The following is a 25,316-nucleotide window of genomic DNA, read 5'->3' as shown; positions in this document are numbered from 1 at the left end:
CGGTGACCGACGGGCGGTCACCGGGTCATACCGAACAGCTATCGCGGCGGATGATACCCACCGGACATGCCGTGAAACACAGCGTTGAACAGCACCGCGGGATCAGGCGTTGGGGCCGTACTCCTCCAGCATCTCGGTGACCAGCGCCGCGATCGGCGAGCGCTCGCTACGGGTCAGCGTGATGTGCGCGAAAAGCGGGTGGCCTTTGAGCTTCTCGACCACCGCCGCGACACCGTCGTGCCTGCCGACGCGCAGATTGTCGCGCTGAGCCACGTCGTGGGTGAGCACCACCCGCGAGCCGGTTCCCAGCCGGCTGAGCACCGTGAGCAGCACATTCCGCTCCAACGACTGGGCTTCGTCCACGATCACGAAGGAGTCGTGCAGCGACCGCCCGCGAATGTGGGTCAGCGGCAGCACCTCGAGCATGTCGCGGCTGAGCACCTCCTCCATCACCTCGCGGCTGGCCAGCCCGTCGAGCGTGTCGAAGACCGCCTGGGCCCACGGGCCCATCTTCTCGCTCTCGGTGCCGGGCAGGTAGCCCAGCTCCTGGCCGCCCACCGCGTAGAGCGGACGGAAGACCACCACCTTGCGCTGCGTCCGCCGTTCCAGCACCGCCTCCAGGCCCGCGGTCAACGCGAGCGCCGACTTGCCGGTACCCGCCCGGCCACCCAGCGAGACGATGCCGACGCTCTCGTCCAGCAGCAGGTCGAGCGCGATGCGCTGCTCGGCGGAACGGCCGTGCAGCCCGAACGCCTCGCGCTCGCGCACCAGTTGCACCCGCTTGTCCGGGGTAACCCGGCCCAGCGCGCTCGAACTGACGCCGAGCAGCCGAATGCCGGTGTGGCAGGGCAGCTCTCGTGCTTCGTCGAGATCGATCACCGACTCGGCGTAGAGCTGATCGATGCGCGCCGTGCTGACATCGAGTTCCACCATGCCGGACCAGCCCGAGGTGACCACGTCCTGGGCGTGGTACTCGTCGGCGTGCAAGCCCACCGCGCTCGCCTTGACCCGCAGCGGAATGTCCTTGGACACCAACACCACTTCGCGGCCCTCGGCCGCGAGGTTGAGCGCACAGGCCAGGATCCGGGAGTCGTTGGTGTCGGTGCGGAAGCCGACCGGAAGGACCGCGGGATCGGTGTGGTTCAATTCCACCTGCAACGTTCCGCCCTCGGTGCCGATCGGCACCTGCTGATCCAGCCTGCCGTACTGCAGGCGCAGATCGTCCAGGTTACGCAGGGCTTCGCGCGCGAACCAGCCCAGCTCGTGATGGTGCCGTTTGGCTTCGAGTTCACTGATGACCACCAGGGGTAACACCACGTCGTGTTCGCCGAACCGCGTGAAGGACCAGGGATCCGACAGCAGGACGGACGTGTCGATGACGAAGGTTTTGCCGGCTGATTGCGAGGGGCGGGCCCCCTTCGCGGCGGCTCCGCCTTTCGCGGAGCTGGAGTTCGCCGAGGGAGCGGAAACGGAGCGTGCAGCAGTCACGGTGGGCTCCTCTGTGTTCGCGCGGCAGTCGCACGAACGATCTCGCTGGACCGGTCCGTCCTGATGGACCCGACGTTGCCGTCAGGCGCCACGAGGGCCGGGTGCCGGCCCCCTCGTACTGAGTAGCTCAGTCACGGTCAGGACCTCCCGTACGAGCCACACCGCCGCGGCCCGCACACCCGACGCTACCTCCGGTTCCCGGTTCCGCGCTCGGGGACGGCGAGGCGTGTCCGTGAATTTGTGGTAAACCCGCACGTCACGAACGCTCAGCGGAGCAGCTCGAGCAACACCGGAACATGGCTGTGTGCCGGATCCTGTACGGCCGTGAGCAATGTGACCGGACCTTCGGCGGCCAGAGCGCGCAAATCCCGCAAATCTTGTTGAACCTCCGGAACAGCCAGTTCGGCGCGGTAGCGCCGGGCGAATTCCGGGCCCCGCGCGTCCCGGTCGGCGTGGAACCAGCGCCGCAACTCGGTGGACGGAGTGAGCGCTTTGGGCCAGCGATCGACCCGCGCTTGCGCTTTGGTGATGCCCCGCGGCCAGAGCCGGTCGACGAGCACCCGGGTGCCGTCGTCGGGGTCTGGTTCGTCGTAGACGCGCTTGACGCGGAAGCCGGACTGCGGTTGCTGGGTCATGGCAGTCATCGCAGCACGGCGTGCGAGCGGCCACGGGATTCGCCACGCCGTCGCTGTCGGCCGATTCGGCGGATAGAGTCGCTGGTATGTCCGGTAACGAGGATTTGGAGAAGCTGTCGTCGAAGGAACTGCACGACCGGGCGATGAGGCTGGCCGTGCGACGCGGTGACGTGAAGTTCCTGTGGCGGCTGCTCACGTCGATCCCGGCCGCGGAGGCCGCCGCGGGCAATGTCGGCGAAAGCGAGGCGGACATCAAGTACGTGCTGCCCATGCTCGACGACTACGTGCACGCGGGCGACGGCGCGGTCGCCGAGGTGTTGCGGCCGGTCTATCTGGACTACCTGGCCAAGCACTCCTGAGGGTCAGCGCCGGGTCAGCGCCGCGCGCCACAGGCCGGCGGCCGTGCCGCGCAAGAAGTTCTCCCAGCTGAAATGGTCGTGCCACAGGATGATTCGGCCGTCGCGCAGCTCGAACGTGCCCGTCACCCAGAACCCGACGCGCACCGGCCCGAAGCGCAGGTAGTCGGTGCGATCGGTCAGCACGACGTCGCCGTCGGCGGCGATATGGTGCAGATCCACTCCGAAGCCGAGCCAGTCACGACGCAGCCCGCGCAGCACGCCGCCGACCCGCCGGATGCCGCGAACATCGGGCAGTGAAGTGTTCTTCCAGACGATGTCCGGGTGCAGCAGGTCGATCGCCTCCTCGGAGGCGCCCATCCCGAGCGCGGCGAAGAACTCCCGCACGGTGGTGATCGAATCCTGTTTCAGGTCGGGTTCGTCGGTCATGGTCCGAGCGTAGGCCGAGCCGGTCACCCGCGGCGCGCGATGAGCACGGCCAGTCCGTCGAGAATGCGCTCGATACCGAATTCCAGCGCACCCACCCCTCCCTCGACCGCGCCTTCCTCCGCGAAGGCCGCCGCCGAAGCCGGGTATCGATCGGCCGCGGCGGCCACCATTTCGGCGAACTGCCCCGCGACCTGTCGCTCGAACTCGTCGGCGGCCACCATCCGCACCTGCTGCGCCAGGCTACGGGCGTGGCCGGTCAGCAGGACGATGGTGTCCAGGCGTTCGGCGGTGGTGAGCCCGGTCCCGGCCAGCGCGCCGAGCGCGGCTTCCATCCAGGCCAGTTCGTTCGGGCCGACCGGCCGCCTGCCCACCGACACCTCCAGCGACCAGGGATGGGCGCAGAAGCGTTCGTAGATCGTCTCGCACCACACGCCCAGCAGCTCGCGCCAGCCGTCCTCCGAGCGCTCCTGACCGGCGCGCAGTTCCGGCGGCGCGCCCAGCGCCGTGTCCAGCATCAGCGCGACGAGCTCGGCCTTGCCCGGCACGTAGCGGTACAGCGACATCTTCGTGAAACCCAGCCGCTCGGCCACCCGCTGCATGGACAGGTGCGCCAGCCCTTCGGCGTCGGCGAGGGCGATGGCCTCACCCACGATCCGCTCGAGTGACAGCGCTGGTTTCGGACCCCGTTTCGGGCGCTGACCGGTGCCCCAGAGCAACTCGAGTGCGGTCGGTGTCGGCATGCCCGCATCCTTCCGGAGAACGTCTTGACGTGAAACTGTGTCTACCATACGCTGATCTGCGTCCGATGGATACAGTTTCCTTCGGACGCAGATCAATGTCGAGGAGATTTCCGTGCGCAACACCACCGTTCTCATCTCCGGCGCGAGCATCGCCGGTCCCGCGCTGGCTTACTGGCTGCACCGTTACGGATTCGCGGTCACCGTCGTGGAGCGCGCTCCGGCACTGCGCGCCGGCGGTCAGGCGGTCGACTTCAAGGGCCGCACCCACCGCACCGTGCTGGAGCGGATGAACATCCTCGATGACATCGAGCAGCACAGGACCGGCACCACCGACACCGTCTTCGTGGACGAGCGGGGCGCACGACTGGCGGTGATGTCGGGGGAATTCACCGGTGGCGACGTCGAGATCCTGCGCGGCGACTTGTCCGAGATCATCTACCGGCGCACCGCCGACCACTGCGAATACCTGTTCGGCGATTCGATCACCGCGCTCACGGACACCGCTGCCGGCGTGCACGTCGAGTTCGAGCACGCGCCCGCCCGCACCTTCGATCTCGTCTTCGGCGCCGACGGCATCCACTCCCGGGTCCGCAGGCTGGCCTTCGGTCCCGAGCGTGACTTCGTGAAACATCTGGGTTACTACTACGCCGTCGCGGGCGCCAGCCCGTGGAACGGCTCGACCGCCGGGCCGCGCGAACGGGTGGTCGCGCACGGTCACAACGCGCCGGGACGACTCGCGATCAGCGGCGGCCCGAAGGCGCAGCAGATGTACATGTTCGCCGCCCCCGAGCTGGACTACGCCCGCGACGACAGCCCGGCACAGCGGCGCATCGTCGCCGAGACCTTTGCCGGCGTCGGGTGGGAGGTGCCGCGAATGCTCGCCGAACTCGGCGAATTCGATGATTTCTACCTGGACTCGATCAGTCAGGTCACGATGCCGGACGGTTACACCAAGGGACGAGTCGCGCTGGTGGGTGACTCCGGGTACGGGAACACGCTGGGTGGCTTCGGCACCGGGCTCGCCGTGGTCGGCGCGTACGTCATCGCGGGCGAACTGGCCTCGGCCGACGGGGATCACACCGTCGCCTTCGCCCGCTACGACGCGATGATGAAGCGCTACTCGAAGATCGCGGGCAACAGCAACGCCGGCCGCTTCCTGGCGCCGAAGACCGCGCGCGGCATCAGGATGCGCAACTGGTTCCTCGAATCCCGGATGTTCGCGCTGATGACGAAATACGGCGACAGCGCGGCCAACGACATCGATTTGCAGGACTACCCCGCGCTGGTCGGCGCTACGGATCCGCGCTGACCGTTCGTCAGCCGCCTTGACAGCCCACTGACCGCCGGGACTCGGCACATCATCCCAGCTCTGGACCGTCACACCGGCGAAGACGACCGGCGCGACGAGATTCCCCGTGGAACCCGTTGTGTTTCGATGGAACCGGAGCGAGACGGGGCGCGTCTATAAGGTCAGACGGCACTGACGGAAGGGGCGGCGATGGCGGACAGCCCGTTTCCCGGGTACATCGAGGCTGCGAAAACCGGGGCCTTGCGGGTGCGGATGGACCCGCAAGGGTTCGTGGAGATCGACCAGGCGTGCGGGGAGCTGATCGACGCGCTGGTAGCGGCGCAGACCGACGCGCGTGAACTGGGTGAGCGGCAGGACTGGGGTCTGGGCGAGGACAATCCGAAGTTGACCTCCGCAGTCGAACTTGTGCGTCTGTTCCGGGAGAAAGCCTTCGGCGGTCCGAACAACGCATTCGACACGCTGACGGAGTACATCTCCGTCGCGCAGGAAATCCGCTCCCTGTTCCAAGCCATTCGCGATGGCTACGTTCGTACAGATACGGAATTCGCGGCGGCGATGCGGGAGCTCGGCGTATGAAGGCGGGCACAGGCTTTCGGACAACAGGTTTCGTCACCGGAACGATAGGACTCGTCCTGCTCGCCGGATGCGGCGAAGATACGACACCGAACGTACCGGCGACCTCGTCGCACACCGCGACCAGCGGCCCGAGCATATCGTCAGGGCCGAACGCGCAGTCCGCGTTCGATCCCTGTACCGCACTGACACCCCAGTTCCTCACAGAGCGCCAGTGGGACTCGAGACCCCCGGAACCCCGGCAGGACAGTCAAGGCGGCGTCAGCTGGAAAGGCTGCCGTTACGTCGCGCGGGCTGGGTACGGATTCGTCATCGAGACCACTGACGGCACACTCGACCAGGTACGCAGCAGATACCCATCTGCCGTGGAAATTCCGGCAGGTGATCGGAAAGCCGTACGCTACGAAGCCCGTCCGGATGTCCCCGGTGGCTGCACGATCAACATCGAGATGGGGTCCGGCTCGCTCTACATCCTGACCAACGTGCCGCAGACATCGATGAGCAAGCACCTCGTCGCCTGCGATATCGCCACCGATATCGCCCGAGCAGTCGCACCGCTGCTGCCCGCGGGCAGCTGAATACCCGGGGGAAGCGAATCATGAGACAAACCGACGGCCGTGCGATAACCAATCCGGAGAATGCTCAAAGCTTCTCGCATGCCGAGATCAAGCAGGCGGCCGACGCCATGAATCCGGCCGGGCTCGACGGCGCGTTCGCCGCATGGTCGGCCATCGCGGCGGCGGTCACGAACGCGGGGCAGCGCTTCGAGGACGCCGTCAAGAAGGCGGTGGAACAACATTGGGAGGGTGCGGCGGCCGAGAGCGCGGTCCGTGGCGTACGGGACTACGCCGGGCGGGTGGGCGAACTCGGTGAGGCCCTGAGCGCGCAGAGTCTGCCGCTGTCGGCGGCGGCGAACGCGGCGTCGAAGTTCAAATCGTCGGTGCCCGACCTGGTGGACGCGTCGGCCGGCGCGACGAATCCGGAACAGCGCAACTCGCGGGAGGAGCAGGCGCGCGACGAGATGAACACCCAGTACATCCAGCCGTACGGAGCCACCGCCCCGGCCATCCCGACGCTGCCGCCTCCGGTCAGCCCCGCCGCCACGACGCCGACGGGTGTCGAAACGAGCACCGGGACGGAAGTGAACCCGAGCGCCGGTTCGCAACCGGTGGACAGCGGCCGCCCTGCCTCCGGCAATTCCTCCGCCGACGACAAGCCTGCACCCGAAGGCACCGCCGCGCCCGGCGAGGTGGAGGGGGAAGGCACGCCGGACGAGCCGACACAGCCGACGGCGGAAAGCGCCGCGGAAACAACCACGTCACAGGCTGTTTCGCAGAGTCAGGACACCGCGGCGACCACGCCGGCGTCCACCACCAGGACGCAGACGTCTCCGGCTACACCCTTCGTCCCTACGACGGCACCCGCCGCCACACCCACCGCCGTTGTCCCGACGTCGTTCGACGGCAGACCGAACGGCACGCGGTCTCGGCCGGGCACGCCCGGGGCGGCCGGCTCCCCCGGCGTCGCGGACAACCAGGCGCGGTCGGGCACGTCGCGTCCCGCTCAACCCACCGCCCCGGCGGCGGCGAATCCGCAGTCCAACGCGCTGGGACGCGCGTCGACGCCCGTCGGCTCGGGCTACTCGGGCATGGTCCCACCGGGCCTGCGCGGCAGGCGCGCGGAGGACGAGGAGCACAAGTCGCCGAAATACCTGCGCACCGAGGAACACGCGAAGGAGTTGCTCGGCGAGGTGCAGCCGACCGTGCCGCCCGCACTGGGCGAGAAATGACCGCGCAGTGGTCGCTGTCGGCCGAACAGTTCGCCGCGGCGTGGTTCGGGACCGGACAGGATCGCATGCCGTTCCCATTCCGGTTCACCAGCCGGTTCCCCGGTTTGCACGAGTACCAGGAGTATCAACGACAGTTCCGCGCCGAGCTGGGCCGGGACGAGCGGCTGCCGCTGCGCGGCGCGATCACCACGCTGGCCGGTCCCGACTGGCGCGTGGAACTGTTCGGCTACGACAACACGCGCGAGGGCGTCGAACTGCGCGTCGTCGCCTGCGGCACGCGCGGCGGCTCCGGTGTGCTCGCCGTGCAATCGCCCGCACCCGACGGCGGGCGAGTGCTGTTGCGGCGCTGTCGAACCGACCAGCTCGCCACCGAAGTGGTGCGCTCGCTGCCGGACACCCCCGCCGGGACCGTCGGCGAGAGGAGTTTCCTGCTGGACGATCTCAACGACGACCGCCCCGACTTGTTCGGGAACGCGCCGGCCAGCCAGGCCAAGGAACGCTACCGGCGTTTCTGGCGGCAGTCGTGCACCACCCGCGGCACCGCGGTCGTGCTCCTCGGCCCGCGCAACGCCGAACCGTTGCGCACCGGCCGCCTCCGCTGGATCGACACGCCCGACGGCCGCTACTGCGAGGTCCCCGCGAACCGAGCGCTGATGATCCGCCCCGGGACCAGCGCCGATATCGCTCGCTACCTGGACGAGTCGATCGTGCGAGCCAAGGCGCGCATGGATCGTTGAGCCGCCGCGCGAAACCCCCCGTCAGCCCAGCAGGCGCCAGTCCTCCAGGCCGTCGTACAGCGGGACGTCCTTGGCCAGCTTGCTCACCCGGGCCCGCAGCGCGTCCAGGTCGGCGCCACCGGCCAGCGCGCCCGCGATGATGTCGGCGACCTCGGCGAACTCGGTGTCGCCGAAGCCGCGGGTGGCCAGGGCGGCGGTGCCGATGCGCAGGCCGGAGGTGACCATCGGGGGACGCGGGTCGAACGGAACGGCATTGCGGTTCACGGTGATACCGATCTCGTGCAGCAAGTCCTCGCCCTGCTGGCCGTCGAGTTCGGAGTTGCGCAGGTCGACCAGCACCAAATGCACGTCGGTGCCGCCGGTGAGCACGCTGATGCCCTTGTCTTTGACGTCGGCGGCGGTGAGCCGCTCGGCCAGGATCTTCGCGCCGGACAGGGTGCGCTCCTGCCGGTTGCGGAACTCCTCGCTCGCGGCGATCTTGAACGCGACGGCCTTGGCGGCGATGGCGTGCATGAGCGGGCCGCCCTGCTGGCCCGGGAACACCGAGCTGTTCAGCTTCTTCGCGTACTCCTGCTTGGCCAGGATGAGGCCGGAGCGCGGACCGCCGAGGGTCTTGTGCACGGTCGAGGACACCACGTCGGCGTAGGGCACCGGCGAGGGGTGCAGACCGGCGGCGACCAGACCGGCGAAGTGGGCCATGTCCACCCACAGGTAGGCGCCGACCTCGTCGGCGATCGAGCGGAACGCCGCGAAGTCCTGGTGGCGCGGGTAGGCCGACCAGCCCGCCACGATCACCTTCGGGCGCGCCCGCAGGGCGATGTCACGCACCTCGTCCATGTCGACGCGGTGGTCTTCCTTGCTCACCCCGTAGGAGTGCACTTCGTAGAGCTTGCCGGAGAAGTTCAGGCGCATGCCGTGGGTCAGGTGACCGCCGTGCGCGAGGTCGAGACCGAGCAGCTTGTCGCCCGGGTCCATCAGCGACATCAGCACCGCGGCGTTGGCCTGCGCGCCGGAATGCGGCTGCACGTTGGCGAATTCGGCGCCGAACAGCTCCTTGGCGCGGTCGCGCGCCAGCGTCTCCACCACGTCGACGTGCTCGCAGCCGCCGTAGTAGCGCCGCCCCGGGTAGCCCTCGGCGTACTTGTTGGTCAGCACGCTGCCCTGCGCCTGCAGCACCGCGCGCGGCACGAAGTTCTCCGAGGCGATCATCTCGAGCGTGTCGCGTTCGCGGGCGAGCTCGCCTGCCATCGCGGCAGCGAGCTCCGGATCGAGCTCACCGAGAGACTGGGAATTGACAGAGGCGGTCGTCTGCGTCACGACCTCAGTCTATGGGCCGTGTGCCCGGCCCTCGAGCAGGGGGTTCATCCCTCCCGGTGGGCGCTGGCGCGTCGCACGGTCCTTTCGTGACGTGCGACACGCTCCGCGCCTACGTCGACCCCGGCGACGGACGTTCAGCGGGATTCGCCGTCCTCCGGCAGGTAGTTCGCCAGCAACGCCGCGAGATGCCGCTGCGCGTCTTCCAGCGGCCGCGTGGATTTCATGGCCCGCGCCTGCACGATGGCTCCCTCCATCGCGCTGAACGCGAAGCTGCTGAAGGAGCGCGCCTCCTCGGCGGACATGCCCGCGGCCACCAGCGCCGCGCCGAGCCGCTCGTGCCAGGCGGCGAAGACCTCGCCCGCGGCGGCCTGCACCCGGGGCTCCCCCTCGGCCAGCGCGGCCCCGACGACCGGGCATCCGGCGCGATAGCCGGTCCGCTCGAGCGCGGTGACCCACCAATCGAGCAGCGCGTCGAACCAGCGACGTGGCGGCGCGGCGGTGACCTTGTCGATCACCTCGCCGATCCGCGCGCCCGCGACCCGGGTGGCGGTCTCGACGAGCTCGCCCTTGCCCGCGGGGAAGTGCTGGTAGAGCGAGTTGCGCGAGGCGTTGCCGCGTTCCAGCAAGGCGGCCAGCCCCGCGGCGTGCACGCCCTGCTCGCGGACCAGTTCGATGGCGCTTTCGATCAGCCTGGTGCGCGGCCCTGCCGTCATGCGAACTCCTTGCCCGAGGGTTGCGTGAACCGATCGGTCCATGTTGCAATCATGTCAGATGTGGACCGATCGGTTCATCGAAAGGATGGACAAATGTCCGAAGCCACCGTGGACCTGGCTCAGCTGTCCGGTCTTGAACTCCTGCGCACCGCGATGACCAGGACGGATCGCCCGCCGTTCATCGGCGACCTGCTCGGCATCGAGGTCGGCGAACTCGAACACGGCAAGGTGGTCTTCAGCCTGCGCACCAGGCCCGACTTCGCCAACCCGCTCGGCACCACGCACGGCGGCATCTGCGCCACCCTGCTCGACTCGGTGATGGGCTGCGCGGTGCACACCACGCTGGAGGCCGGGGTCGGGTACACGACACTGGAACTGAAGATCAACTACATCCGCGCCGTGCCCACCGACGGACAGCGCCTCACCGCGACCGGCACCACCATCCACGTCGGACGCACCACCGCGACCGCCGAGGGACGCGTGGTCGACGAGCAGGGCCGCCTGGTCGCGCACGCCACCACCACCTGCGCCATCTTCCGGCCGCACCATCGACCCTGAGGAGCACTGCCATGGCGGGACGAACACCGAGCGCCGCGGTACGCAAGTTCCGGCGCGAACGCCTGATCGGCCGCTACCTGGTCAACCCGGCCGTCGGCCTGCTCGACCGGCTCGGCGTCCGGTCGTCGCTGATCGCCGAACTGGAGACGATCGGCGCGAGATCGGGCCGGCCGCGGCGGGTGCCGGTCACCGCGTCGATCGACGCGACGGGCGCGTGGCTGATCTCGCAGCACGGCTATCGGTCCGGGTGGGCCCGCAACATCGCCGCCGACCCGCACGTCCGGCTCCGGCAGGGCAGCCACTGGCGCACCGGCACGGCGGCGTTCGTTCCGCAGGACGACGTGGTGGCTCGCTCACGCACGTTCGCCAAGGGCCGCGTCGCCGCCGCGGTCGCCGAGCGCACCATGAAAGCGCTGGAGAGCGACCCGATCTCGGTGCGCATCACCTTCGCGGGCGCCTGACCGCCGCGCCCCGGGAACCCGCGACCGCGTGGTCCCGGCGACGACGGACGCGGCGGCCGTGCGCGCCGAGGCGAAGCGTCTGACCGGGCCACCGATTCATGGGGCTCCACAAGCGGTAACGAGCGCTGGTGGGCGACCGGTTTCCTCGGGTGACAGTCCACGAACACCTGACGAAGGAACGAACATGGTCGGCTTGGTCTCGGTGCCCGCCTCTCCGGTCGAGGCGCTGCTGCGCACCCTCTCGCTGCTGCTGTGCAGCATCTCGGCGGGCGGACAGGGCTGCGCGGTGATCCAGTAGCCCTCACGCCGCGGCGCGCACCGCGCCCGGTGTCAGCGGCTCGTCGAGCAGTCTGCGGAAACGATCGGCGCGGTCCTCGGCGTCGACCGCGCGATCGAGCCAGCCGCCCAGCAGCCGGTATCCCTCGACGTAGGTGGAGATGTAGGCGCGCCACAGCGGCGAGGACAGGAATCGCAGCGACTGGCGCGCCCGCTCCGGCGTCGTCAGGCTCCAGGTCTGCAAGAACTCCGCCACCTCGTCGGCCGACCGCCCGCGGTCGTGCAGCAGCAGCGCGGCGTCCTGGCGCACGCTCAGCAGCTTGGCCGAGGCGGTCGAAAGACGTTCGGCTCGTTCGCCGTCGAAGCGCAGGCCCAGATCCGCGTAGATCTCCTGCGCCCACTTGCCCCAGCCGGGCCCGACGATCGAACGCAGCGCCAGATCGGCGAGCCCCTCGGCCATCAGGCACTGCGGCGTGTTCACCAGGAACAGCGTCTGCTCGGCCTGCCCGGCGGCGACCAGCCCGGCCTCCTTGCGGCAGTGCTCCGTGTGGTGCCCCGGGTAGGACTCGTGCGCGATCAGCTGTGGCAGATGCGCCATGTGCTGCTTCAGGTCGGAATTGATCGCCACTCGGGAGTGGTAGTTGCCCAGGTAGTAGTTGAACCCGGACCACGGCTTGTCGCCGACCACCTCGTAGGTCACGTGCTCGTGGTCCGGCAGCGGATACCGGGCGCGGACCAGTTCGCGCAGCGCGCTGGAGAACGCCTCGACGCACACCGCCAGGCGCTCCGACGGGATCTCGTCGGCCTTGCGATGCGCGGCCACCCGTTCGGCCAGCGGACCGTCTCCGGCGAGCACCTCGTCCATCTGCCGGTGCGCGTCGCGGTAGTCGTCCACGTCGCCGGGCGCGATGTCGACGTCGAAGTAGGCGCGGACCTCCTCGACGAACCCGATGTCGTCGCCGGCGAACTTCCGTCCGGAACACTCCAGCGCGCGCAGGTGCACATCGAGGAATTCGGCGCGCTCCGGCGCCAACCCGGCCTCCGGCACCGCGGCGCGCAACTCGGCGGCGCGACGAGCCAGCTCGCGCGGCTGCGGCGCGGGCGCGTTCTGCACCTCGCGGCGCAGCGCGGGGTCGCCGGTGTAGGCGTCGACGAAGCCTTCCTCCAGCCGGTCGAAGGCGAGGCCGAGCCGCAGGTATTCGGTCACGAGCGGATGCGCTTCCATGCCAGCCGACATTAGCGGCTCGCACCTGGCTCATCGAGCGGGTTACCAACGGGTAGTGGTACCCCGCTCATCCCACTCGTGTGACGCGGAGCAGAATTCGGCTATGCGGCGACAGCTAGACCGAATCTCACCGGATCCGCACCCTGACTGTGCGTGTTTGCCGAAACGGAGTGTCGGGTAAGTGGCACGAATGAGCGAGCCGAGTCCATACGTGGAATTCGACCGGAAACAGTGGCGGACCCTGCGTAAATCGACTCCTCTGGTGCTCACCGAGGAAGAACTCATCGGCTTGCGCGGTCTCGGGGAACAGATCGATCTCGAGGAAGTCGCGGAGGTCTATCTTCCGCTCGCTCGTCTCATCCATCTGCAAGTGGCCGCGCGTCAGCGGCTGTTCGCCGCGACCGCGACCTTTCTCGGCGAAACTCATCCCGACCAGCAGGTACCGTTCGTGATCGGGGTGGCGGGCAGCGTCGCGGTGGGCAAGTCCACCACCGCCCGCGTGCTGCAAGCGCTGCTGGCCCGCTGGGATCACCACCCGCGGGTCGACCTGGTCACCACCGACGGATTCCTCTATCCCACCGCGGAACTCACCCGGCGCGGCATCATGCACCGCAAGGGGTTTCCGGAGAGTTACGACCGCCGCAAGCTGCTGCGATTCGTCACCGAGGTGAAATCCGGCGCGGCCGAGGTCTGCGCCCCGGTGTATTCGCACATCTCCTACGACATCGTGCCGAGCAAGCTGCACTGCGTACGCCAGCCCGACATTCTGATCGTGGAAGGTTTGAACGTCCTGCAGACCGGCCCGCGCCTGATGGTCTCGGATCTGTTCGACTTCTCGATCTACGTCGACGCTCGCATCGAGGACATCGAGAAGTGGTATGTGCAACGGTTTCTCACCTTGCGCAAGACCGCTTTCGCCGACCCGAACGCGCATTTCCACCACTACTCCGGATTCACCGACGAGCAGGCGACCGCCGCCGCGCAAGAGATCTGGAACAACACCAACCGGCCGAATCTGGTGGAGAACATTCTGCCGACCCGTCCGCGCGCGACCCTGGTGCTGCGCAAGGACGCCGACCACAGCATCAATCGGCTGCGACTGCGGAAATTGTGATTCCCCTTACAATTTCCACGCCTCGTCCAGCCGGTGGGCGACGTCGATATCGCAACCGCGGCGATGTGCGGCGTAGTCGAGGAAACGCCTACCGAACTCCGCGTAGCTGATCGAGTCATCCGGTTCGCGCGGTAGGGCTTCGGCGGACTGGTGGTCGAACGAACTCAGGTGACCGCATGGTACGCGAGACCGGCACCGGGAATGCCGGATTCCGCAGACCAAGATCGAATCAGACGCCGAAACGGCGGTGACGTGCGGCGAAGTCGCGCAACGCACGCAGAAAATCCACCCGGCGGAACTCCGGCCAGTACGCCTCGGTGAACCATATCTCCGAGTATGCGCTCTGCCAGAGCAGGAACCCGGACAGCCGCTGCTCGCCGGAGGTGCGGATGACCAGGTCGGGGTCCGGCTGACCGGAGGTGTAGAGGTGCTGGCCGATCGCGTTCACGGTGATCGACTGGACCAGGTCCTCGCCGGTCTCGCCCGCGGCGATCTCCTGGCGGACCAGCGAGCGCACCGCGTCGGTGATCTCCTGCCTGCCGCCGTAGCCGACCGCGACGTTGACGTGCACCCCGTTGCGGCCGTCGGTGCGTTCGGCCGCGGTGCGCAGCCGTTTGGCGATCAGCTCGGGAAAGCCGTCGAGCGAGCCGACGATGCGCACGCTCCAGTTCTGCTCCGGCGCCGACAACTCCTCTACCACGTCGGTGATCACCTCGAACAGCGTCTCCAGCTCGTCCGGATCGCGCTGGAGGTTCTCGGTGGACAGCAGGTAGACGGTCACCATCTCGATGCCCTCGGCCTCGCACCAGCCGACCAGCTCGGCGATCTTCAGCGCGCCCACCCGGTGGCCGTGACTGACATCGGTGAAACCGTTCTCCCGCGCCCACCGGCGATTGCCGTCACACATCACCGCGACGTGCCGGGGATGCTGCTTGCCCGCCAGCTGCCTGGACAGCCGGGCCTCGTAGATGCGATACGGCAGACCCCGCACCTGACTCGGAAGTTCCACGCGGGCAACCCTACGCCTCGGGGACACGATCTCGGCATCGACCGCGATACGCCGGTACAGTAGCCGAGAGCACGCAAGTTACGGCTGCGTAGGTTACTGACGGGTTCAGTCGCTCGGTCCCGACCCGCCGTTTCCGGGGCGCACGGTGATCGTTCGGCTGCCCTTCGAGGAGGTACTCGTGTCCGAATCGGTCGGCACCGCCGACACGGGAGCGGTTGCACCGGTCCCCCGTTCGGCGGGCGAAGCGCTCGCGGAGGCGCTGGTCAAGCCGCGCATGCGGGGCTGGATCCACACCTGGGCCGTCGGCGTCGCGGCGATCGCGGCCGTCGTGCTGATCGCCACCGCCGCCACGGTCTCGGCGACCGCGGGATGGTCGACGCTGGTCTACGGGATCACCGTGTGCGGACTGTTCGGCGTCAGCGCCGTCTACCACCGGGTGACCTGGCCCACCGCGCGCGCCCGCACCCGGATGAAACGAGCCGACCACTCGATGATCTTCCTGTTCATCGCGGGCAGCTATACCCCCTTCGCCCTGCTCGGCCTGCCCGGACGCACCGGGCAGACGCTGCTGGTGGTGGTCTGGGCGGGCGCGCTGGCCGGAGTGGCGCTCAAGCTGCTGTGGCCCGGCGCTCCCCGCTGGGTCGGTGTTCCGCTGTATCTGCTGCTGGGCTGGGCGATCGTTCCGGTGGCCGGACAGCTCAACGGCCAGATCGGCATCGCGCCGTTGATCCTGCTGCTGATCGGCGGCCTCTTCTACAGCGGCGGCGCGATCCTCTATGCCACCAAGTGGCCGAATCCGTGGCCGACGGTCTTCGGTCACCACGAGTTCTTCCACGCGGCCACGGTGCTCGCGGCATTGACCCACTACGCGGCGGTCTGGCTCGTCGTCTTGCGCTGAGCGCATAGAGTCGACAGGGAGGTCGGACGAGAGGGGCGGGGCAGGCGATGCAACAGCGTGCGTCCGAGGGCCGCGCGGCGATGCGGGGCCGAGCGCGCCGATGCGCGCGCGGGCCCGAGTTCTGCCGGGCGGTGCTCGCCGGACTCGTCTCCTCGGCGGTACGCGGCACGACCTCCCGAGCACGGTCCACGGCCCGCCGGCGGCTGGATGTGCCACGACCGGAGCAGATCGATGCCGGTGAACGCGACCTTGGCCGCGAGCCGTACCCGCCCGTCCATCCCATCGCCTACTCCACGCGGCCGGATGGCGAGTGCCACACGGCGCTCCGGGATGGCCGGTCGCCGCGCCTGCCCGGCGAGCCGACCGGGAAACCGCCTGTACCGCTCGTCATGGCTCTATGCTGCTCGTTCGTGTTCCTCCTCGCCGCCGCGCGCGGCATCGCCGTGCCGCACCCCGGACGTGCGCGCGGCCGCGAGAGACCGCTCGGAATCATGCCTTCCAGGCCCGAATCGGCGCGAACGGACACCCGGACCAGAGCGGCCACCGGAGTCGCTGCCGCCATCCTCTCCGGAACCCGCGAGCTCGCTCGAGCGGGCGTTGGAATCCCGGCACAGCCGACCGCATCGGAGCCGGCGGCCACCGATCAGCGCCGGCCATCGGGATCGCGACTGCGATGATCTCGAAGTTCGTCGTCTGGGCGCTCAAAGCGCGAGGTGGGTTGGCCGTCTTGGTCACCACGGCGAACCTCAGCGGTCTCGCGGTGATCGTCACCCAGCTGTGGCTCAACGGATTCCTGGGCAGGCTGGGCCCGGATTGGCCGCGGGCGCTGGCCTTCGTCGGCATCTATCCGGCGGTCGGGTTCCTGGCGGGCATCGTGCTGGCGGTGCGCGACCGGAAGCTGTATTTCGGCTGGCTCGACGCCGCGCGCAAGCCGACCGAGGTGGAGGCGCGACGCCTGCTGCACCTGCCCGTCGCGATCAGCATGCGCGCGCTGGCGCTGTGGATTCCCGGCGTGATCGTGGCGACCGTGATCTTCGCGCGGCTGAGCCCGGACAACGACCCCGGCGTGACGGCGTCGCTGTTCACGATCGGCGCTTTCGAGTCCGCGGCGGTCACCTTCCTGATCGTGGACCGGCTGATCCGGCCGACCATTCCGGTGGTCGCCGGGGTGCTCGGGTGGACCATGCACTGGAGTGCCTCGGTGCTGGTCCGGGTCGTCCTGACCTGGGCGGTCGCGGCGGCGCTTCCGCTGCTCATGCTGATCGTCGTGCTGGCCGACCCGGCGGCGGCCGCACCGGACCGGGTCCGCACCGCCATCTACCTGTCCGCGGTCGGTCTCGGCGTCGGCGCCCTGGCCACGGCGTTCCTCGCCCGCGCGGTCGCCGCGCCGATGCGCACCCTGCGCCGCGCGCTGGACCGGATCGCGCAAGGCGACCTCGGCGCCCGGGTGCCGATCGGCAGTACCAGCGAGATCGGCAGGTTGGAGCATTCGGTCAACGAGCTGGCGGCGAATCTGCGCGAACGGGAGCGGATGCGCGAGGTGTTCGGCAGGCATGTCGGCACCGAGGTGGCCGAGCGCGCGCTCGCCCGCGGCGCGGATCTCACCGGCGACGTGCGCGAGGTATCGGCGCTGTTCGTCGACGTGACCGGGTCGGTGGAACTGTCCACCGGGCTGCCGCCGCAGGAGTTCGTGGCCAAGCTCAACCGATTGCTCGCGATCGTCGTCGCGGCGACCGAGGAGAACAACGGCCTGGTCAACAAGTTCGAGGGCGACGCCGCACTGTGCGTCTTCGGAGCGCCGATCGCGTTGGGCGACAACGCCACCCCGGCCCTGCGGGCGGCGCGGCGCATCCGGGACGAGGTGATCGCCACCGGAGAGCTCGACATCGGGATCGGCGTCGCACGCGGACCGGTCTTCGCAGGCGACGTCGGATCCGACACCCGGCTCGAGTTCACGGTGATCGGCGACGCCGTCAACGAGGCCGCCCGGCTCACCACGGCGGCCAAGGAGGTACCGCGGCGAATCCTGGTGAGCCAAGCCGTGATCGAGGCGGGTGCGGAGCACGAACGCGCCAAATGGACGTGTTACGACACCATTGTGCTGCGCGGCATGAAGGAACCGACGGTCTGCTGGACCGACATCGACACCTCCGGCGCCCAGCCCGAGTCCACCGACACCGACCAGCCCGATCTGCCGGCGGACACCAACCCGGTCATCGAAATCCACACCGCCGAACCCCCGGCCGATGGCACCCGGACGCCGGATGCCGAAGTCGACGCCCCGCCTCGGCGCTAGGCCCCTGCCGCGAGATCGAAAGTCAGTGTGCCGCCGACCGGCAGGAAGTACTCGGGTATCGGCGCGCAATACGTCATGGCCGTGGCGGCGGATCGCCCGTGTCCGCTAGTTCCGTTGCAGTGCCGCCCGGAGCTCGTCCGGAGTGGAGACCGGAAGGTCGCAGACGGAGCCGCGGCAGACGTAGGCGGCGGCTGCGTCGCGAACCAAAGGCCGGTCGGCCAGAAGGGGGACGGCGTCCGGGGCGGCGGCGAGGACGACCGAACCACCCGGAGCGGCCGACCGAGCCGCGGCGAGCAATTCGGTCGGGTGGGCGGCCGGCTCGGTGGTGGCGATGGCGACCTGCAGCGGACCCCGGAGTGCCGCCTCGGCGACAGCGAGCCACTGCCCCGCCGAACGGGGCGCACGCGCGAGCACGATCGCGCCGCGCTCGAGGGTGCGGTCGGCGAGTTCGCGGTAGCGGACGGCCCGTGCGGGGTCGCTCGCGGCCGCGGCGGTGAGCAGCGCTTCGGCCAGGGCGGAGGCGCCCGCGGGCGTGGCGCCGTCGATCGGGTCGCGGGGACGGGCGACGAGGGTTTCGGCGTCGTCGGCGGTGTCGAACCAGCCGCCCGGCTGGTCCGGGTCGGCGAAATGCTCGATCGTGAGGTCCAGCAAGCGTTGCGCGTCCGCCAGCCAGCCCAGTTCGCCGGTGGCTTGGTGCAGCGCGAGCAGCCCGGTGACCAGCCAGGCGTGGTCCTCCAGGATCCCGGGCGCGGCACCGGCGACGCCGCCGAGCGAGGCGCGCCGCAGCCGCCCGTCCACCACGTGCTCGGTCAGCAGGAATCGCGCGCACCGGACGGCGGCGGCGGTCCACTCCGGCTCGTCCAGCGCCGCCGCGGCCTCGGCGAGCGCGGTGATCGCCATGCCGTTCCAGGCGGTCACCACTTTGTCGTCCCGCTCCGGCTGGGGGCGGCGGTCGCGCGCGGCGATCAACGCCGCGCGGACACGGTCCAAACGCGCGGCGTCCTCCGCCGTGGCGGGCTCGGTGTACCTGGTCAGCACCGAGGTGCCCTGTTCGAAGTTCCCCGCGGTGGAGACGCCGAAGAATTCGGCCGCCCATGCCCCCTCGATCGGACCGAGCGCACCGGCCAATTCGGCGGGCGTCCACACGTACGTCGCGCCTTCGACGCCGGGTTTGCCAGGCTCCAAGTGGGTGTCGGCGTCCAGCGCCGAGGCGAAGCCGCCCTCGGCGGTCCCGAGGTCATCGAGCAGGAACCGCACGACCTCCCGGGTGACCCGGTGCGACAACGACTCGGGAAGCACCGATGTGCTGCGCCGGGCCAGGTGCGCATAGGCGCGCAGCAGCTGCGCGTTGTCGTAGAGCATCTTCTCGAAATGCGGCACCAGCCACGCGGCGTCGACCGAATACCGCGCGAATCCGCCGCGCAGCTGGTCGTAGATGCCGCCGCGCGCCATCGCCTCCGCGGTGCGGGCCACCACCTCGAACACCGCCGGGTCACCGGTCCGCTCCCAGTGCCGCAGCAAGCCCTCCAGCAGCGCCGACGGCGGGAACTTCGGGGCGCCGCCGAATCCACCGTGCTCGGCGTCCTCGTCACGCAGCACGGCGGCGACGGCGTGGGCGAGCAACTCCGGGCTGATCGTCAGGTCCGCGTCGGGCAATCCGCTCGCCTGGTCCCGCAGCGCCGCCGCCACCTGCGCGGAAGCCTGGTTCACCTCGTCCCGCCGGGTGCGCCAGGTCTCGGTGATCGCGGTGAGCAGCTGGGTGAACGACGGCATGCCGCCGCGCGGCAGTTTCGGGTAGTAGGTGCCGCAGTAGAACGGTTCGCCGTCGGGTGTCAAGAAGCAGGTCATCGGCCAGCCGCCCTGCCCCGTCATGGCGACCGTGGCGTTCATGTAGACCGCGTCCAGGTCCGGTCGCTCCTCCCGGTCGACCTTCACGCAGACGAAATTCTCGTTCATCTGGTCGGCGGTGGCCTGATCCTCGAACGACTCGTGCGCCATCACATGGCACCAGTGACAGGACGCGTATCCGACCGAGAGCAGAATCGGCACGTCGCGCGCGGCCGCCTCCGCCAGCGCATCGGCATCCCACTGCCGCCAATCGACCGGGTTGTCGGCGTGCTGACGCAGATAAGGCGATGTGGCACCGACCAACTGGTTCATACCGCCAGCCTTCCACATCCGGCGAGCAGGCGACACGACCCACGCGTTGCCCGCTCGAGTCCGCACGACAGCACGAACACCACATCACCGCCTCGATGAGTTCACCCCGCTACGAGGTGGTCGGCGGCCGCGCGGCCGGCAACGGTGACCCGATGGAGGAAATCGGCCAATAGTTCGAGTTGCTCGGGGGTGTAGTCGGCGCACAGGTCCTCGACGGCCGCGTTCATCCCGGACAGCAGGTCGTAGACCTCGCCGAGCCGCTCGGGGAGAGCACGGACGAGTACCGCGCGGCGGTCGCCGGTCGCGCGTTCGCGCACGATCCAGCCCGCACGTTCGAGACGGTCCAGGATGCCGGTGAGGGTCGCGGGATGGAGACCGGCCTGTTTCGCCAATGCGCTGGGGCTCAGCGGGCCATGGCTGTTGATCAGGTCCAGGCAGTCGAAGTCGATGTCCCTGAGTTCGAGGCGGGTGCCGACCTGCCGGTTGAGCAGCGCCAACTGGCTGCGCACATCGCGCAGCGAGCCCTTGATGCGGGTGGTCAGGCGTCGCCGGTGGCGGACATCACTGTAATTTTCTATTGAATCCATATCATATCCGTCTCAAAGTAAATAATATGACTTTCATATCGTACGACGTCCAGCAGATTCAGATGGGCGCTCACCAGGGAAGAAGGAATCGACTATGTACGTCATCATCGGAGCCACCGGTACGGTCGGCCGGGAAGTGGTCGCGCAACTCCGCGCGACCGACACGGCCGTCACCGCCGTGACCCGGGACGCCGGACGGGCGCAGATGCCGCCGGGAACCGTTGTGGTGCAGGCGGATCCCGCGGTGCCGAGCATTCCCGCCAAGACCTGGAACGGCGTCGAGGGGGTGCTGTTGAGCTCCCGCGCCGTCACCGCCTCGGCCGCGGACATACTCTCCGCGGCCTCCGATCACGGGGTGCGGCGCGTGGTGGTGATCTCGGCGTCGACGGTGGAATACCCCGCCGGGGAGCCGCGGTTCATGGCCGGTTTCCGGGCACTGGAGGCCGCGGCCGAAGCATCGGGCCTGGCCTGGACCGCTCTGCGCTGCGCGGACTTCGACGCCAACACCTTGGCCTGGGTACCGCAATTACAAACCGGGGACGTGGTACGCGGCGCATACGGCAAGGCCGCCACCTCACCGATTCACGAGAGCGATATCGCCGCCGTCGCGGTGCGCGCACTGACCGAGGACGGCCACGAGGGCCGCCGCTACCTGCTCACCGGCCCCGAGTCGCTGACCCAGTACGACAAGGTCCGCATACTGGGCGAGATCACCGGCCGCGACCTGTCGTTCCTCGAGCTCACCCCCGAACAGGTGCGCGCCGGGATGACGGCACAGGGCCTGCCCGCAGAGGTCCCGGACCGGCTGCTCGGCTCACTGTCCGATTACGCCCGCGTCCCGGGTCCCACCACCGGCACCGTCGGCGAGCTGCTCGGCCGCCCCGCCCTCGATTTCGCCGCCTGGGCCGCCGAACACACGGTCGCCTTCACACGCTGACAGGCCGGTCATGTCCCTCCCCGGCGTCCACGCGGCTCCACCGCCAACTGCACGTGAATTGTCGTTCAGCCGCGCCGACACGAAACCGGCCAGCGCGGTGGCCAGCACGAGACCGGCGGTTCCAGCAGGCGGCGCACGGCCTCGTAGGTCAGCCAACCCACGAGCACCATCAGCGTGACGCCGTTGGCCCGCGCGGAGATTGTCTCGGCGCGCTTGATAAGAGCTTGCCACCGCGGGCCGAAATGATTGGCAACCCTTCGAATCAGCCGCTACAGTCCTATCCGCGTCCGGTGCGCAGGCAACGGTTACTTCTGTTTTCGGTGGATGGGTTGCGGGTTCGAATCCCGTCCGGGTTGCGAGCGATCCGGTAGCTCAATTGGCAGAGCTATCCAAAGGCAGGGTCTTCGGGCCCGTTGGGCTCGATTCGTCGAGCCGGTATTCCGTCGCCGCCCTGATCTCGGGCGCTCCACCGTCCCGTGTGGGAGCGGCAACGCCAGTTCGGCCGCTCCCGCACGGGAGGGCGAGTCGCCGATCTCCCGGCTACGTGTTCCTCGAATGCGGCTTCGACAAGAGTTTCGGCAGCAGAGCTGATTACGTGAGTCCCATGCCGCGCCGTTTTCGGCTCTTCCGCCGACTATGCCGTCCGGGCCAGCACTTCGCGTCCGACATAGGCCAACAACCGGCGGTGCGCCGGTTCGTCCTCGGCGACGGCGATCTCTGGCCCGAAAATGCCGGGCGCGCGGAAAGAATCGATGCCGCCCATGGCTTGCATGGTGGCGAGCAGTTCGCCACACAGTTGGTCGTCGGCCAGATCCGGCCGGTCGATGGCCACCGCGATGTCGACACCGTGCACGAGAACCTCGGTGAGATGGACCAGCGCCGCCGCGGGGCCGGGCAGTTCCCCGAGCGAGATGCCCACCGTGCCGTCGAGCGCGTCAGGCCGGTGCCAAGCGGCGCGGTCGACCTCCGCCGCCGCCGCGTAGGCGCCCTGTGGATCGCCGCCGAGCCAGTCGGACTCGTGTTCGGCGCCCGCGTCCGTGCCGCTCAGGGCCGCCGCGAAGATGTGCATCCCGCCCACGGTGTGGTTGAGGACGGTGCGGACATCCCAATCCCGGCACGGCGTGGGCGCTGCCAGACCCGCTCCTCCCACGGCGGCGACGATCGCTCCGGTCGCATCGAGTGCACGGTCGATCTGTCCGATCACGTTGTCCATGAGCATCCTCCGGTCGAGCGGTTTGGCTGAATTGGTAACACAGGACACCGACAAGCGCGCGGCAATGCGAACTCCACCTTGCGCCGAAATAGTTGCCGGGGATGTGCTTCTCGTGACCACGGCGGGAAAAGGAGATGCGCGGGATCGGACGGTCCCGCTACCCTCGGTGCAGCACCCGGTGCGCAGGCAACGGATACTTCCACTTCTAATGGACAGGTTGCGGGTTCGAGTCCCGCCCGGACCTCATGGTCCGGTAGCTCAACGGCAGAGCGGTACGTTCCGTGGCCGATTTCGATCTCGGGTGCACTGCAACTCACGCATGTGTGAACCAGCCCGGTGCCGGGAACCACGGTTACTTCGGACCCGAAAGATCCGGTTCGATTCCGGACCGCCCCGCGGCGGTAGTTCAACGGCGAGCACGGAGGGCATGATCCGTGATCTCGGGCCGGTTCACACGGACGACTTCGCGGCGCGTGTCCGGTGCGCAGGCAACGGCTACTTCGGGTTCGATTCCTGCCGAATCCATTTCGGTCGCTCGATACGGCGAGCATGCCGTCGCCGCCTCTTCTCGGACACCCCGTAAAAATAAGATGCGGCATGCGGATTCGTCTCGCTACAGTTTCGGAGCACCCGGATGAAACCGGGTGCGCCACAATTCCATCGCACCTCCCGGTGCGAAGTCGGCGGCTACTTCTCCACCACAAACCTCGGGGAATTTCCGTCGACGAACAACTATCTCGGGGGGCATCGCGCGCACCGGCCCGGTGCGACTTCTCGGCGACTTCCACACTCGGGCAGACCGTGCCCGCGTTGATCGGTGCGCCGCCGAGGATTCCTCTCGGGCTGAAGTCCGCGCCTGTCCCCGTGCAGAACTGGGGGAATCCATGAGCAAGTTCAACCTGGCGCGCCCCGGCGCGACTTCACCGGTCACCAGCGAGACCCGGCCGACCGGCCGCACCTTCGAAGGCGGCGCGGGATACGCGCGCACTCCGCAGAGCGAGCTGTTCCTGTTGGCCGTCACGAACATGGTCGGCGAGCACACCTTCTACGAGTCCGCCGGTCAGCGCGACGACCGCTACGCCGCGCTGGTGCGCCGGACGACGCTCGCCGACCCGGAGTGGACCGCCCGCTTCCTGCGCTGGCTGCGTACCGAGGCGAACATGCGCAGCGCCGCGCTCGTCGGCGCCGCCGAGTTCGCCAAGGCGCGGCTGGACGCGGACGCGCCGGGAATGTCGCGGCAGGTGATCGACTCGGTGCTGCAGCGCGCCGACGAGCCCGGGGAACTGCTCGCGTACTGGACCTCCGTGCACGGGCGCGCGGTGCCCAAGCCGGTCAAGCGCGGCATCGCCGACGCCGTGCGCCGTCTGTACGACGAGCGCGCTGTGCTCAAGTGGGACAGCACCGCGCGCGCGTTCCGCTTCGCCGACGTGCTCCAGCTCACCCATCCCGCACCCGCGGCCGAAAAGCCCTGGCAGGGAGCGTTGTTCGCACATGCGCTGGATCGGCGATACGGACGCGAGACCGACCTGCCCGCCACCTTGGCGGTGCTGCGTGCCCGCGCTGAGCTGATGGCACGTCCGCTCGAGCACCGCCGTGCGCTGTTCGACGACCCCGAGCGAGCCCGTGCCACGCTGCGCGCGGCGGGCATGACCTGGGAGGCGGTCGCCGGCTGGCTGCAGGGTCCGATGGACGCGCCGGTGTGGGAGGCGTTGATCCCAAGCATGGGCTACATGGCCAAGCTGCGTAACCTGCGCAACTTCGACCAGGCCGGGGTGAGCGACGCCGTGGCCGCGGAGGTGGCCGCCGAACTCGCCGACCCGAACCAGGTGGCCCGCTCGCGGCAGCTGCCGATGCGGTTCCTGTCGGCGTACCGGGCCGCGCCGTCGCTGCGCTGGGGCCACGCGCTCGAGCAGGCGCTCGGTCATTCGCTCGCGGCCGTGCCCGCGCTGCCCGGGCGCACGCTGGTGCTGGTGGACACCTCGGGCTCGATGCAGGCCGGGTTCGCCAAGGACGGCTCGCTGGCGCGCTGGGACGCCGCGGCGCTGTTCGGCCTCGCGCTCGCCCGGCGCTGCGCGCAGGCGGACGTCGTGTCGTACTCCAGCCCCGGCGGCAGCTGGAAGGGCCACGCTCGGCCGGCCAGCCTGGTGTTTCCGCAGCGGCGCGCCGAGCCGGTGCTCGCGGCGGTGCGGCGGTGGCGCGAGGAGGGCTACTTCCTCGGCTGGGGCACCGACACGGCGGGCGCGGTGCGTGAGCACTACGCGGGTCACGACCGGGTCGTGATCCTGACCGACGAGCAGGCGCACGACGGCGACGTCGGCCGGGCGCTGCCAGGCCGGGTACCGCTCTACACCTGGAACCTGGCGGGATACCGCTACGGGCACGCCCCCGGCGGCACACCGTACCGGCACACCTTCGGCGGCCTGACCGACGCCGCGTTCCGGATGATCCCGCTGCTGGAAGCGGGGCGCGACGCCGACTGGCCCTTCTGACCGGAGG

The 25,316-nt window shown here is 69.2% G+C and carries 24 protein-coding genes and 1 pseudogene; 13 read left to right on the top strand and 12 right to left on the bottom strand.

Annotation, left to right across the window (positions count from 1 at the left end; translation table 11 throughout):
* Nucleotides 1–102 precede the first annotated feature (102 nt).
* Both ABZ552_RS16700 and ABZ552_RS16695 read right to left on the bottom strand, forming a co-directional pair.
* Nucleotides 103–1,488 carry a PhoH family protein gene (locus ABZ552_RS16700; RefSeq protein WP_281877656.1) on the bottom strand — a complete coding sequence of 462 codons (1,386 nt, stop codon included), beginning with the start codon at nt 1,486–1,488 and terminating at the stop codon, nt 103–105.
* Nucleotides 1,489–1,754: 266 nt separating this feature from the next.
* A complete protein-coding gene (locus tag ABZ552_RS16695; RefSeq protein ID WP_281877655.1) occupies nt 1,755–2,123 on the bottom strand; it encodes a DUF488 family protein in 369 nt (122 codons plus the stop codon).
* Nucleotides 2,124–2,209: 86 nt separating this feature from the next.
* Here ABZ552_RS16695 and ABZ552_RS16690 point away from each other — a divergent pair, with 86 nt between their 5' ends.
* Nucleotides 2,210–2,482, top strand: coding sequence for a hypothetical protein (locus ABZ552_RS16690; RefSeq protein WP_159843202.1), 273 nt, complete (start codon nt 2,210–2,212; stop codon nt 2,480–2,482).
* Nucleotides 2,483–2,485: 3 nt separating this feature from the next.
* Here ABZ552_RS16690 and ABZ552_RS16685 read toward each other — a convergent pair whose 3' ends face one another.
* Together ABZ552_RS16685 and ABZ552_RS16680 are read right to left on the bottom strand one after the other, a co-directional pair.
* Complete coding sequence (locus ABZ552_RS16685; protein WP_281877654.1) at nt 2,486–2,908, bottom strand: limonene-1,2-epoxide hydrolase family protein; 423 nt, start codon at nt 2,906–2,908, stop codon at nt 2,486–2,488.
* 23 nt (nt 2,909–2,931) lie between these two features.
* Nucleotides 2,932–3,648, bottom strand: a complete 717-nt coding sequence (locus ABZ552_RS16680) for a TetR/AcrR family transcriptional regulator (RefSeq protein ID WP_357438094.1) — start codon at nt 3,646–3,648, stop codon at nt 2,932–2,934.
* Nucleotides 3,649–3,760: 112 nt separating this feature from the next.
* On the opposite strand from ABZ552_RS16680, the gene ABZ552_RS16675 reads away from it, so the two are divergent.
* From ABZ552_RS16675 to ABZ552_RS16655, 5 genes are all read left to right on the top strand, one after another.
* Nucleotides 3,761–4,957, top strand: a complete 1,197-nt coding sequence (locus tag ABZ552_RS16675; protein WP_281877652.1) for an FAD-dependent monooxygenase — start codon at nt 3,761–3,763, stop codon at nt 4,955–4,957.
* A 189-nt stretch (nt 4,958–5,146) separates the two neighbouring features.
* Nucleotides 5,147–5,533 (top strand): hypothetical protein, encoded by a 387-nt coding sequence (locus ABZ552_RS16670; RefSeq protein WP_281917303.1) that lies wholly within the window; start codon nt 5,147–5,149, stop codon nt 5,531–5,533.
* Entirely contained in the window at nt 5,530–6,108 is a 579-nt protein-coding gene (locus tag ABZ552_RS16665; protein ID WP_281917302.1) for a DUF3558 domain-containing protein, read from the top strand. The genes ABZ552_RS16670 and ABZ552_RS16665 overlap by 4 nt, the downstream gene beginning before the upstream one ends.
* Before the next feature lie 20 nt (nt 6,109–6,128).
* Nucleotides 6,129–7,319, top strand: coding sequence for a hypothetical protein (locus tag ABZ552_RS16660; protein ID WP_281917301.1), 1,191 nt, complete (start codon nt 6,129–6,131; stop codon nt 7,317–7,319).
* Nucleotides 7,316–8,056: an ESX secretion-associated protein EspG gene (locus ABZ552_RS16655; protein WP_281877646.1), complete on the top strand. Its 741-nt coding sequence runs from the start codon at nt 7,316–7,318 to the stop codon at nt 8,054–8,056. Before ABZ552_RS16660 ends, ABZ552_RS16655 begins: the two co-directional genes overlap by 4 nt.
* A 21-nt stretch (nt 8,057–8,077) precedes the next feature.
* On the opposite strand, the gene glyA is transcribed toward ABZ552_RS16655, so the two are convergent.
* Nucleotides 8,078–9,373: a serine hydroxymethyltransferase gene (glyA, locus tag ABZ552_RS16650; RefSeq protein ID WP_281877645.1), complete on the bottom strand. Its 1,296-nt coding sequence runs from the start codon at nt 9,371–9,373 to the stop codon at nt 8,078–8,080.
* Nucleotides 9,374–9,507: 134 nt separating this feature from the next.
* On the bottom strand, nt 9,508–10,086 hold the full coding sequence (locus ABZ552_RS16645; protein ID WP_281877644.1) for a TetR/AcrR family transcriptional regulator: 579 nt from the start codon (nt 10,084–10,086) through the stop codon (nt 9,508–9,510).
* Nucleotides 10,087–10,179: 93 nt separating this feature from the next.
* Here ABZ552_RS16645 and ABZ552_RS16640 point away from each other — a divergent pair, with 93 nt between their 5' ends.
* Nucleotides 10,180–10,644, top strand: a complete 465-nt coding sequence (locus ABZ552_RS16640; protein ID WP_281877643.1) for a PaaI family thioesterase — start codon at nt 10,180–10,182, stop codon at nt 10,642–10,644.
* A gap of 11 nt (nt 10,645–10,655) precedes the next feature.
* The gene (locus ABZ552_RS16635; RefSeq protein WP_281877642.1) at nt 10,656–11,105 is read left to right on the top strand and encodes a nitroreductase family deazaflavin-dependent oxidoreductase; all 450 of its coding nucleotides are present in this window, start codon (nt 10,656–10,658) and stop codon (nt 11,103–11,105) included.
* A gap of 301 nt (nt 11,106–11,406) precedes the next feature.
* On the opposite strand, the gene ABZ552_RS16630 is transcribed toward ABZ552_RS16635, so the two are convergent.
* Nucleotides 11,407–12,606 carry a DUF885 domain-containing protein gene (locus ABZ552_RS16630; protein WP_281917299.1) on the bottom strand — a complete coding sequence of 400 codons (1,200 nt, stop codon included), beginning with the start codon at nt 12,604–12,606 and terminating at the stop codon, nt 11,407–11,409.
* A 181-nt stretch (nt 12,607–12,787) separates the two neighbouring features.
* On the opposite strand from ABZ552_RS16630, the gene coaA reads away from it, so the two are divergent.
* On the top strand, nt 12,788–13,720 hold the full coding sequence (gene coaA, locus ABZ552_RS16625) for a type I pantothenate kinase (RefSeq protein WP_039800785.1): 933 nt from the start codon (nt 12,788–12,790) through the stop codon (nt 13,718–13,720).
* Nucleotides 13,721–13,949: 229 nt separating this feature from the next.
* On the opposite strand, the gene ABZ552_RS16620 is transcribed toward coaA, so the two are convergent.
* Entirely contained in the window at nt 13,950–14,729 is a 780-nt protein-coding gene (locus ABZ552_RS16620; protein WP_159843174.1) for an isoprenyl transferase, read from the bottom strand.
* 259 nt (nt 14,730–14,988) lie between these two features.
* Here ABZ552_RS16620 and ABZ552_RS16615 point away from each other — a divergent pair, with 259 nt between their 5' ends.
* Together ABZ552_RS16615 and ABZ552_RS16610 are read left to right on the top strand one after the other, a co-directional pair.
* A complete protein-coding gene (locus ABZ552_RS16615; RefSeq protein WP_357438330.1) occupies nt 14,989–15,627 on the top strand; it encodes a hemolysin III family protein in 639 nt (212 codons plus the stop codon).
* A 673-nt stretch (nt 15,628–16,300) separates the two neighbouring features.
* On the top strand, nt 16,301–17,923 hold the full coding sequence (locus ABZ552_RS16610; protein WP_281877637.1) for an adenylate/guanylate cyclase domain-containing protein: 1,623 nt from the start codon (nt 16,301–16,303) through the stop codon (nt 17,921–17,923).
* A gap of 105 nt (nt 17,924–18,028) precedes the next feature.
* On the opposite strand, the gene ABZ552_RS16605 is transcribed toward ABZ552_RS16610, so the two are convergent.
* A complete protein-coding gene (locus ABZ552_RS16605) occupies nt 18,029–20,083 on the bottom strand; it encodes a thioredoxin domain-containing protein (RefSeq protein ID WP_281877636.1) in 2,055 nt (684 codons plus the stop codon).
* Nucleotides 20,084–20,184: 101 nt separating this feature from the next.
* A complete protein-coding gene (locus ABZ552_RS16600) occupies nt 20,185–20,670 on the bottom strand; it encodes a MarR family transcriptional regulator (protein WP_281877635.1) in 486 nt (161 codons plus the stop codon).
* 94 nt (nt 20,671–20,764) lie between these two features.
* Here ABZ552_RS16600 and ABZ552_RS16595 point away from each other — a divergent pair, with 94 nt between their 5' ends.
* A complete protein-coding gene (locus tag ABZ552_RS16595) occupies nt 20,765–21,607 on the top strand; it encodes an NAD(P)H-binding protein (RefSeq protein WP_281877632.1) in 843 nt (280 codons plus the stop codon).
* Between the two features lie 78 nt (nt 21,608–21,685).
* On the opposite strand, the pseudogene ABZ552_RS16590 reads toward ABZ552_RS16595, so the two are convergent.
* Both ABZ552_RS16590 and ABZ552_RS16585 read right to left on the bottom strand, forming a co-directional pair.
* A pseudogene (locus ABZ552_RS16590) lies at nt 21,686–21,822 on the bottom strand (cation transporter); the annotation flags it as partial.
* Nucleotides 21,823–22,241: 419 nt separating this feature from the next.
* Entirely contained in the window at nt 22,242–22,820 is a 579-nt protein-coding gene (locus tag ABZ552_RS16585) for a TIGR03086 family metal-binding protein (protein WP_281877631.1), read from the bottom strand.
* A gap of 884 nt (nt 22,821–23,704) precedes the next feature.
* Between ABZ552_RS16585 and ABZ552_RS16580 the strand changes: the two genes are divergently transcribed.
* Nucleotides 23,705–25,309 carry a TROVE domain-containing protein gene (locus ABZ552_RS16580; RefSeq protein WP_281877629.1) on the top strand — a complete coding sequence of 535 codons (1,605 nt, stop codon included), beginning with the start codon at nt 23,705–23,707 and terminating at the stop codon, nt 25,307–25,309.
* The last annotated feature ends 7 nt before the right edge of the window (nt 25,310–25,316 follow it).

It is taken from the genome of Nocardia sp. NPDC019219, assembly GCF_040632645.1.
Taxonomy (GTDB): Bacteria; Actinomycetota; Actinomycetes; order Mycobacteriales; family Mycobacteriaceae; genus Nocardia; species Nocardia sputorum.
This window is presented reverse-complemented; position numbering and strand designations above follow the sequence as displayed.

Bases quoted from the DNA above. Each gene is read 5' to 3' on its own strand.
- ABZ552_RS16695 (WP_281877655.1), bottom strand. From the start codon at position 2,123: ATGACCCAGCAACCGCAGTCCGGCTTCCGCGTCAAGCGCGTCTACGAC.
- ABZ552_RS16690 (WP_159843202.1), top strand. From the start codon at position 2,210: ATGTCCGGTAACGAGGATTTGGAGAAGCTGTCGTCGAAGGAACTGCAC.
- ABZ552_RS16685 (WP_281877654.1), bottom strand. From the start codon at position 2,908: ATGACCGACGAACCCGACCTGAAACAGGATTCGATCACCACCGTGCGG.
- ABZ552_RS16680 (WP_357438094.1), bottom strand. From the start codon at position 3,648: ATGCCGACACCGACCGCACTCGAGTTGCTCTGGGGCACCGGTCAGCGC.
- ABZ552_RS16670 (WP_281917303.1), top strand. From the start codon at position 5,147: ATGGCGGACAGCCCGTTTCCCGGGTACATCGAGGCTGCGAAAACCGGG.
- ABZ552_RS16665 (WP_281917302.1), top strand. From the start codon at position 5,530: ATGAAGGCGGGCACAGGCTTTCGGACAACAGGTTTCGTCACCGGAACG.
- ABZ552_RS16660 (WP_281917301.1), top strand. From the start codon at position 6,129: ATGAGACAAACCGACGGCCGTGCGATAACCAATCCGGAGAATGCTCAA.
- ABZ552_RS16655 (WP_281877646.1), top strand. From the start codon at position 7,316: ATGACCGCGCAGTGGTCGCTGTCGGCCGAACAGTTCGCCGCGGCGTGG.
- ABZ552_RS16645 (WP_281877644.1), bottom strand. From the start codon at position 10,086: ATGACGGCAGGGCCGCGCACCAGGCTGATCGAAAGCGCCATCGAACTG.
- ABZ552_RS16640 (WP_281877643.1), top strand. From the start codon at position 10,180: ATGTCCGAAGCCACCGTGGACCTGGCTCAGCTGTCCGGTCTTGAACTC.
- ABZ552_RS16635 (WP_281877642.1), top strand. From the start codon at position 10,656: ATGGCGGGACGAACACCGAGCGCCGCGGTACGCAAGTTCCGGCGCGAA.
- ABZ552_RS16630 (WP_281917299.1), bottom strand. From the start codon at position 12,606: ATGGAAGCGCATCCGCTCGTGACCGAATACCTGCGGCTCGGCCTCGCC.
- ABZ552_RS16610 (WP_281877637.1), top strand. From the start codon at position 16,301: ATGATCTCGAAGTTCGTCGTCTGGGCGCTCAAAGCGCGAGGTGGGTTG.
- ABZ552_RS16605 (WP_281877636.1), bottom strand. From the start codon at position 20,083: ATGAACCAGTTGGTCGGTGCCACATCGCCTTATCTGCGTCAGCACGCC.
- ABZ552_RS16600 (WP_281877635.1), bottom strand. From the start codon at position 20,670: ATGGATTCAATAGAAAATTACAGTGATGTCCGCCACCGGCGACGCCTG.
- ABZ552_RS16595 (WP_281877632.1), top strand. From the start codon at position 20,765: ATGTACGTCATCATCGGAGCCACCGGTACGGTCGGCCGGGAAGTGGTC.
- ABZ552_RS16585 (WP_281877631.1), bottom strand. From the start codon at position 22,820: ATGGACAACGTGATCGGACAGATCGACCGTGCACTCGATGCGACCGGA.
- ABZ552_RS16580 (WP_281877629.1), top strand. From the start codon at position 23,705: ATGAGCAAGTTCAACCTGGCGCGCCCCGGCGCGACTTCACCGGTCACC.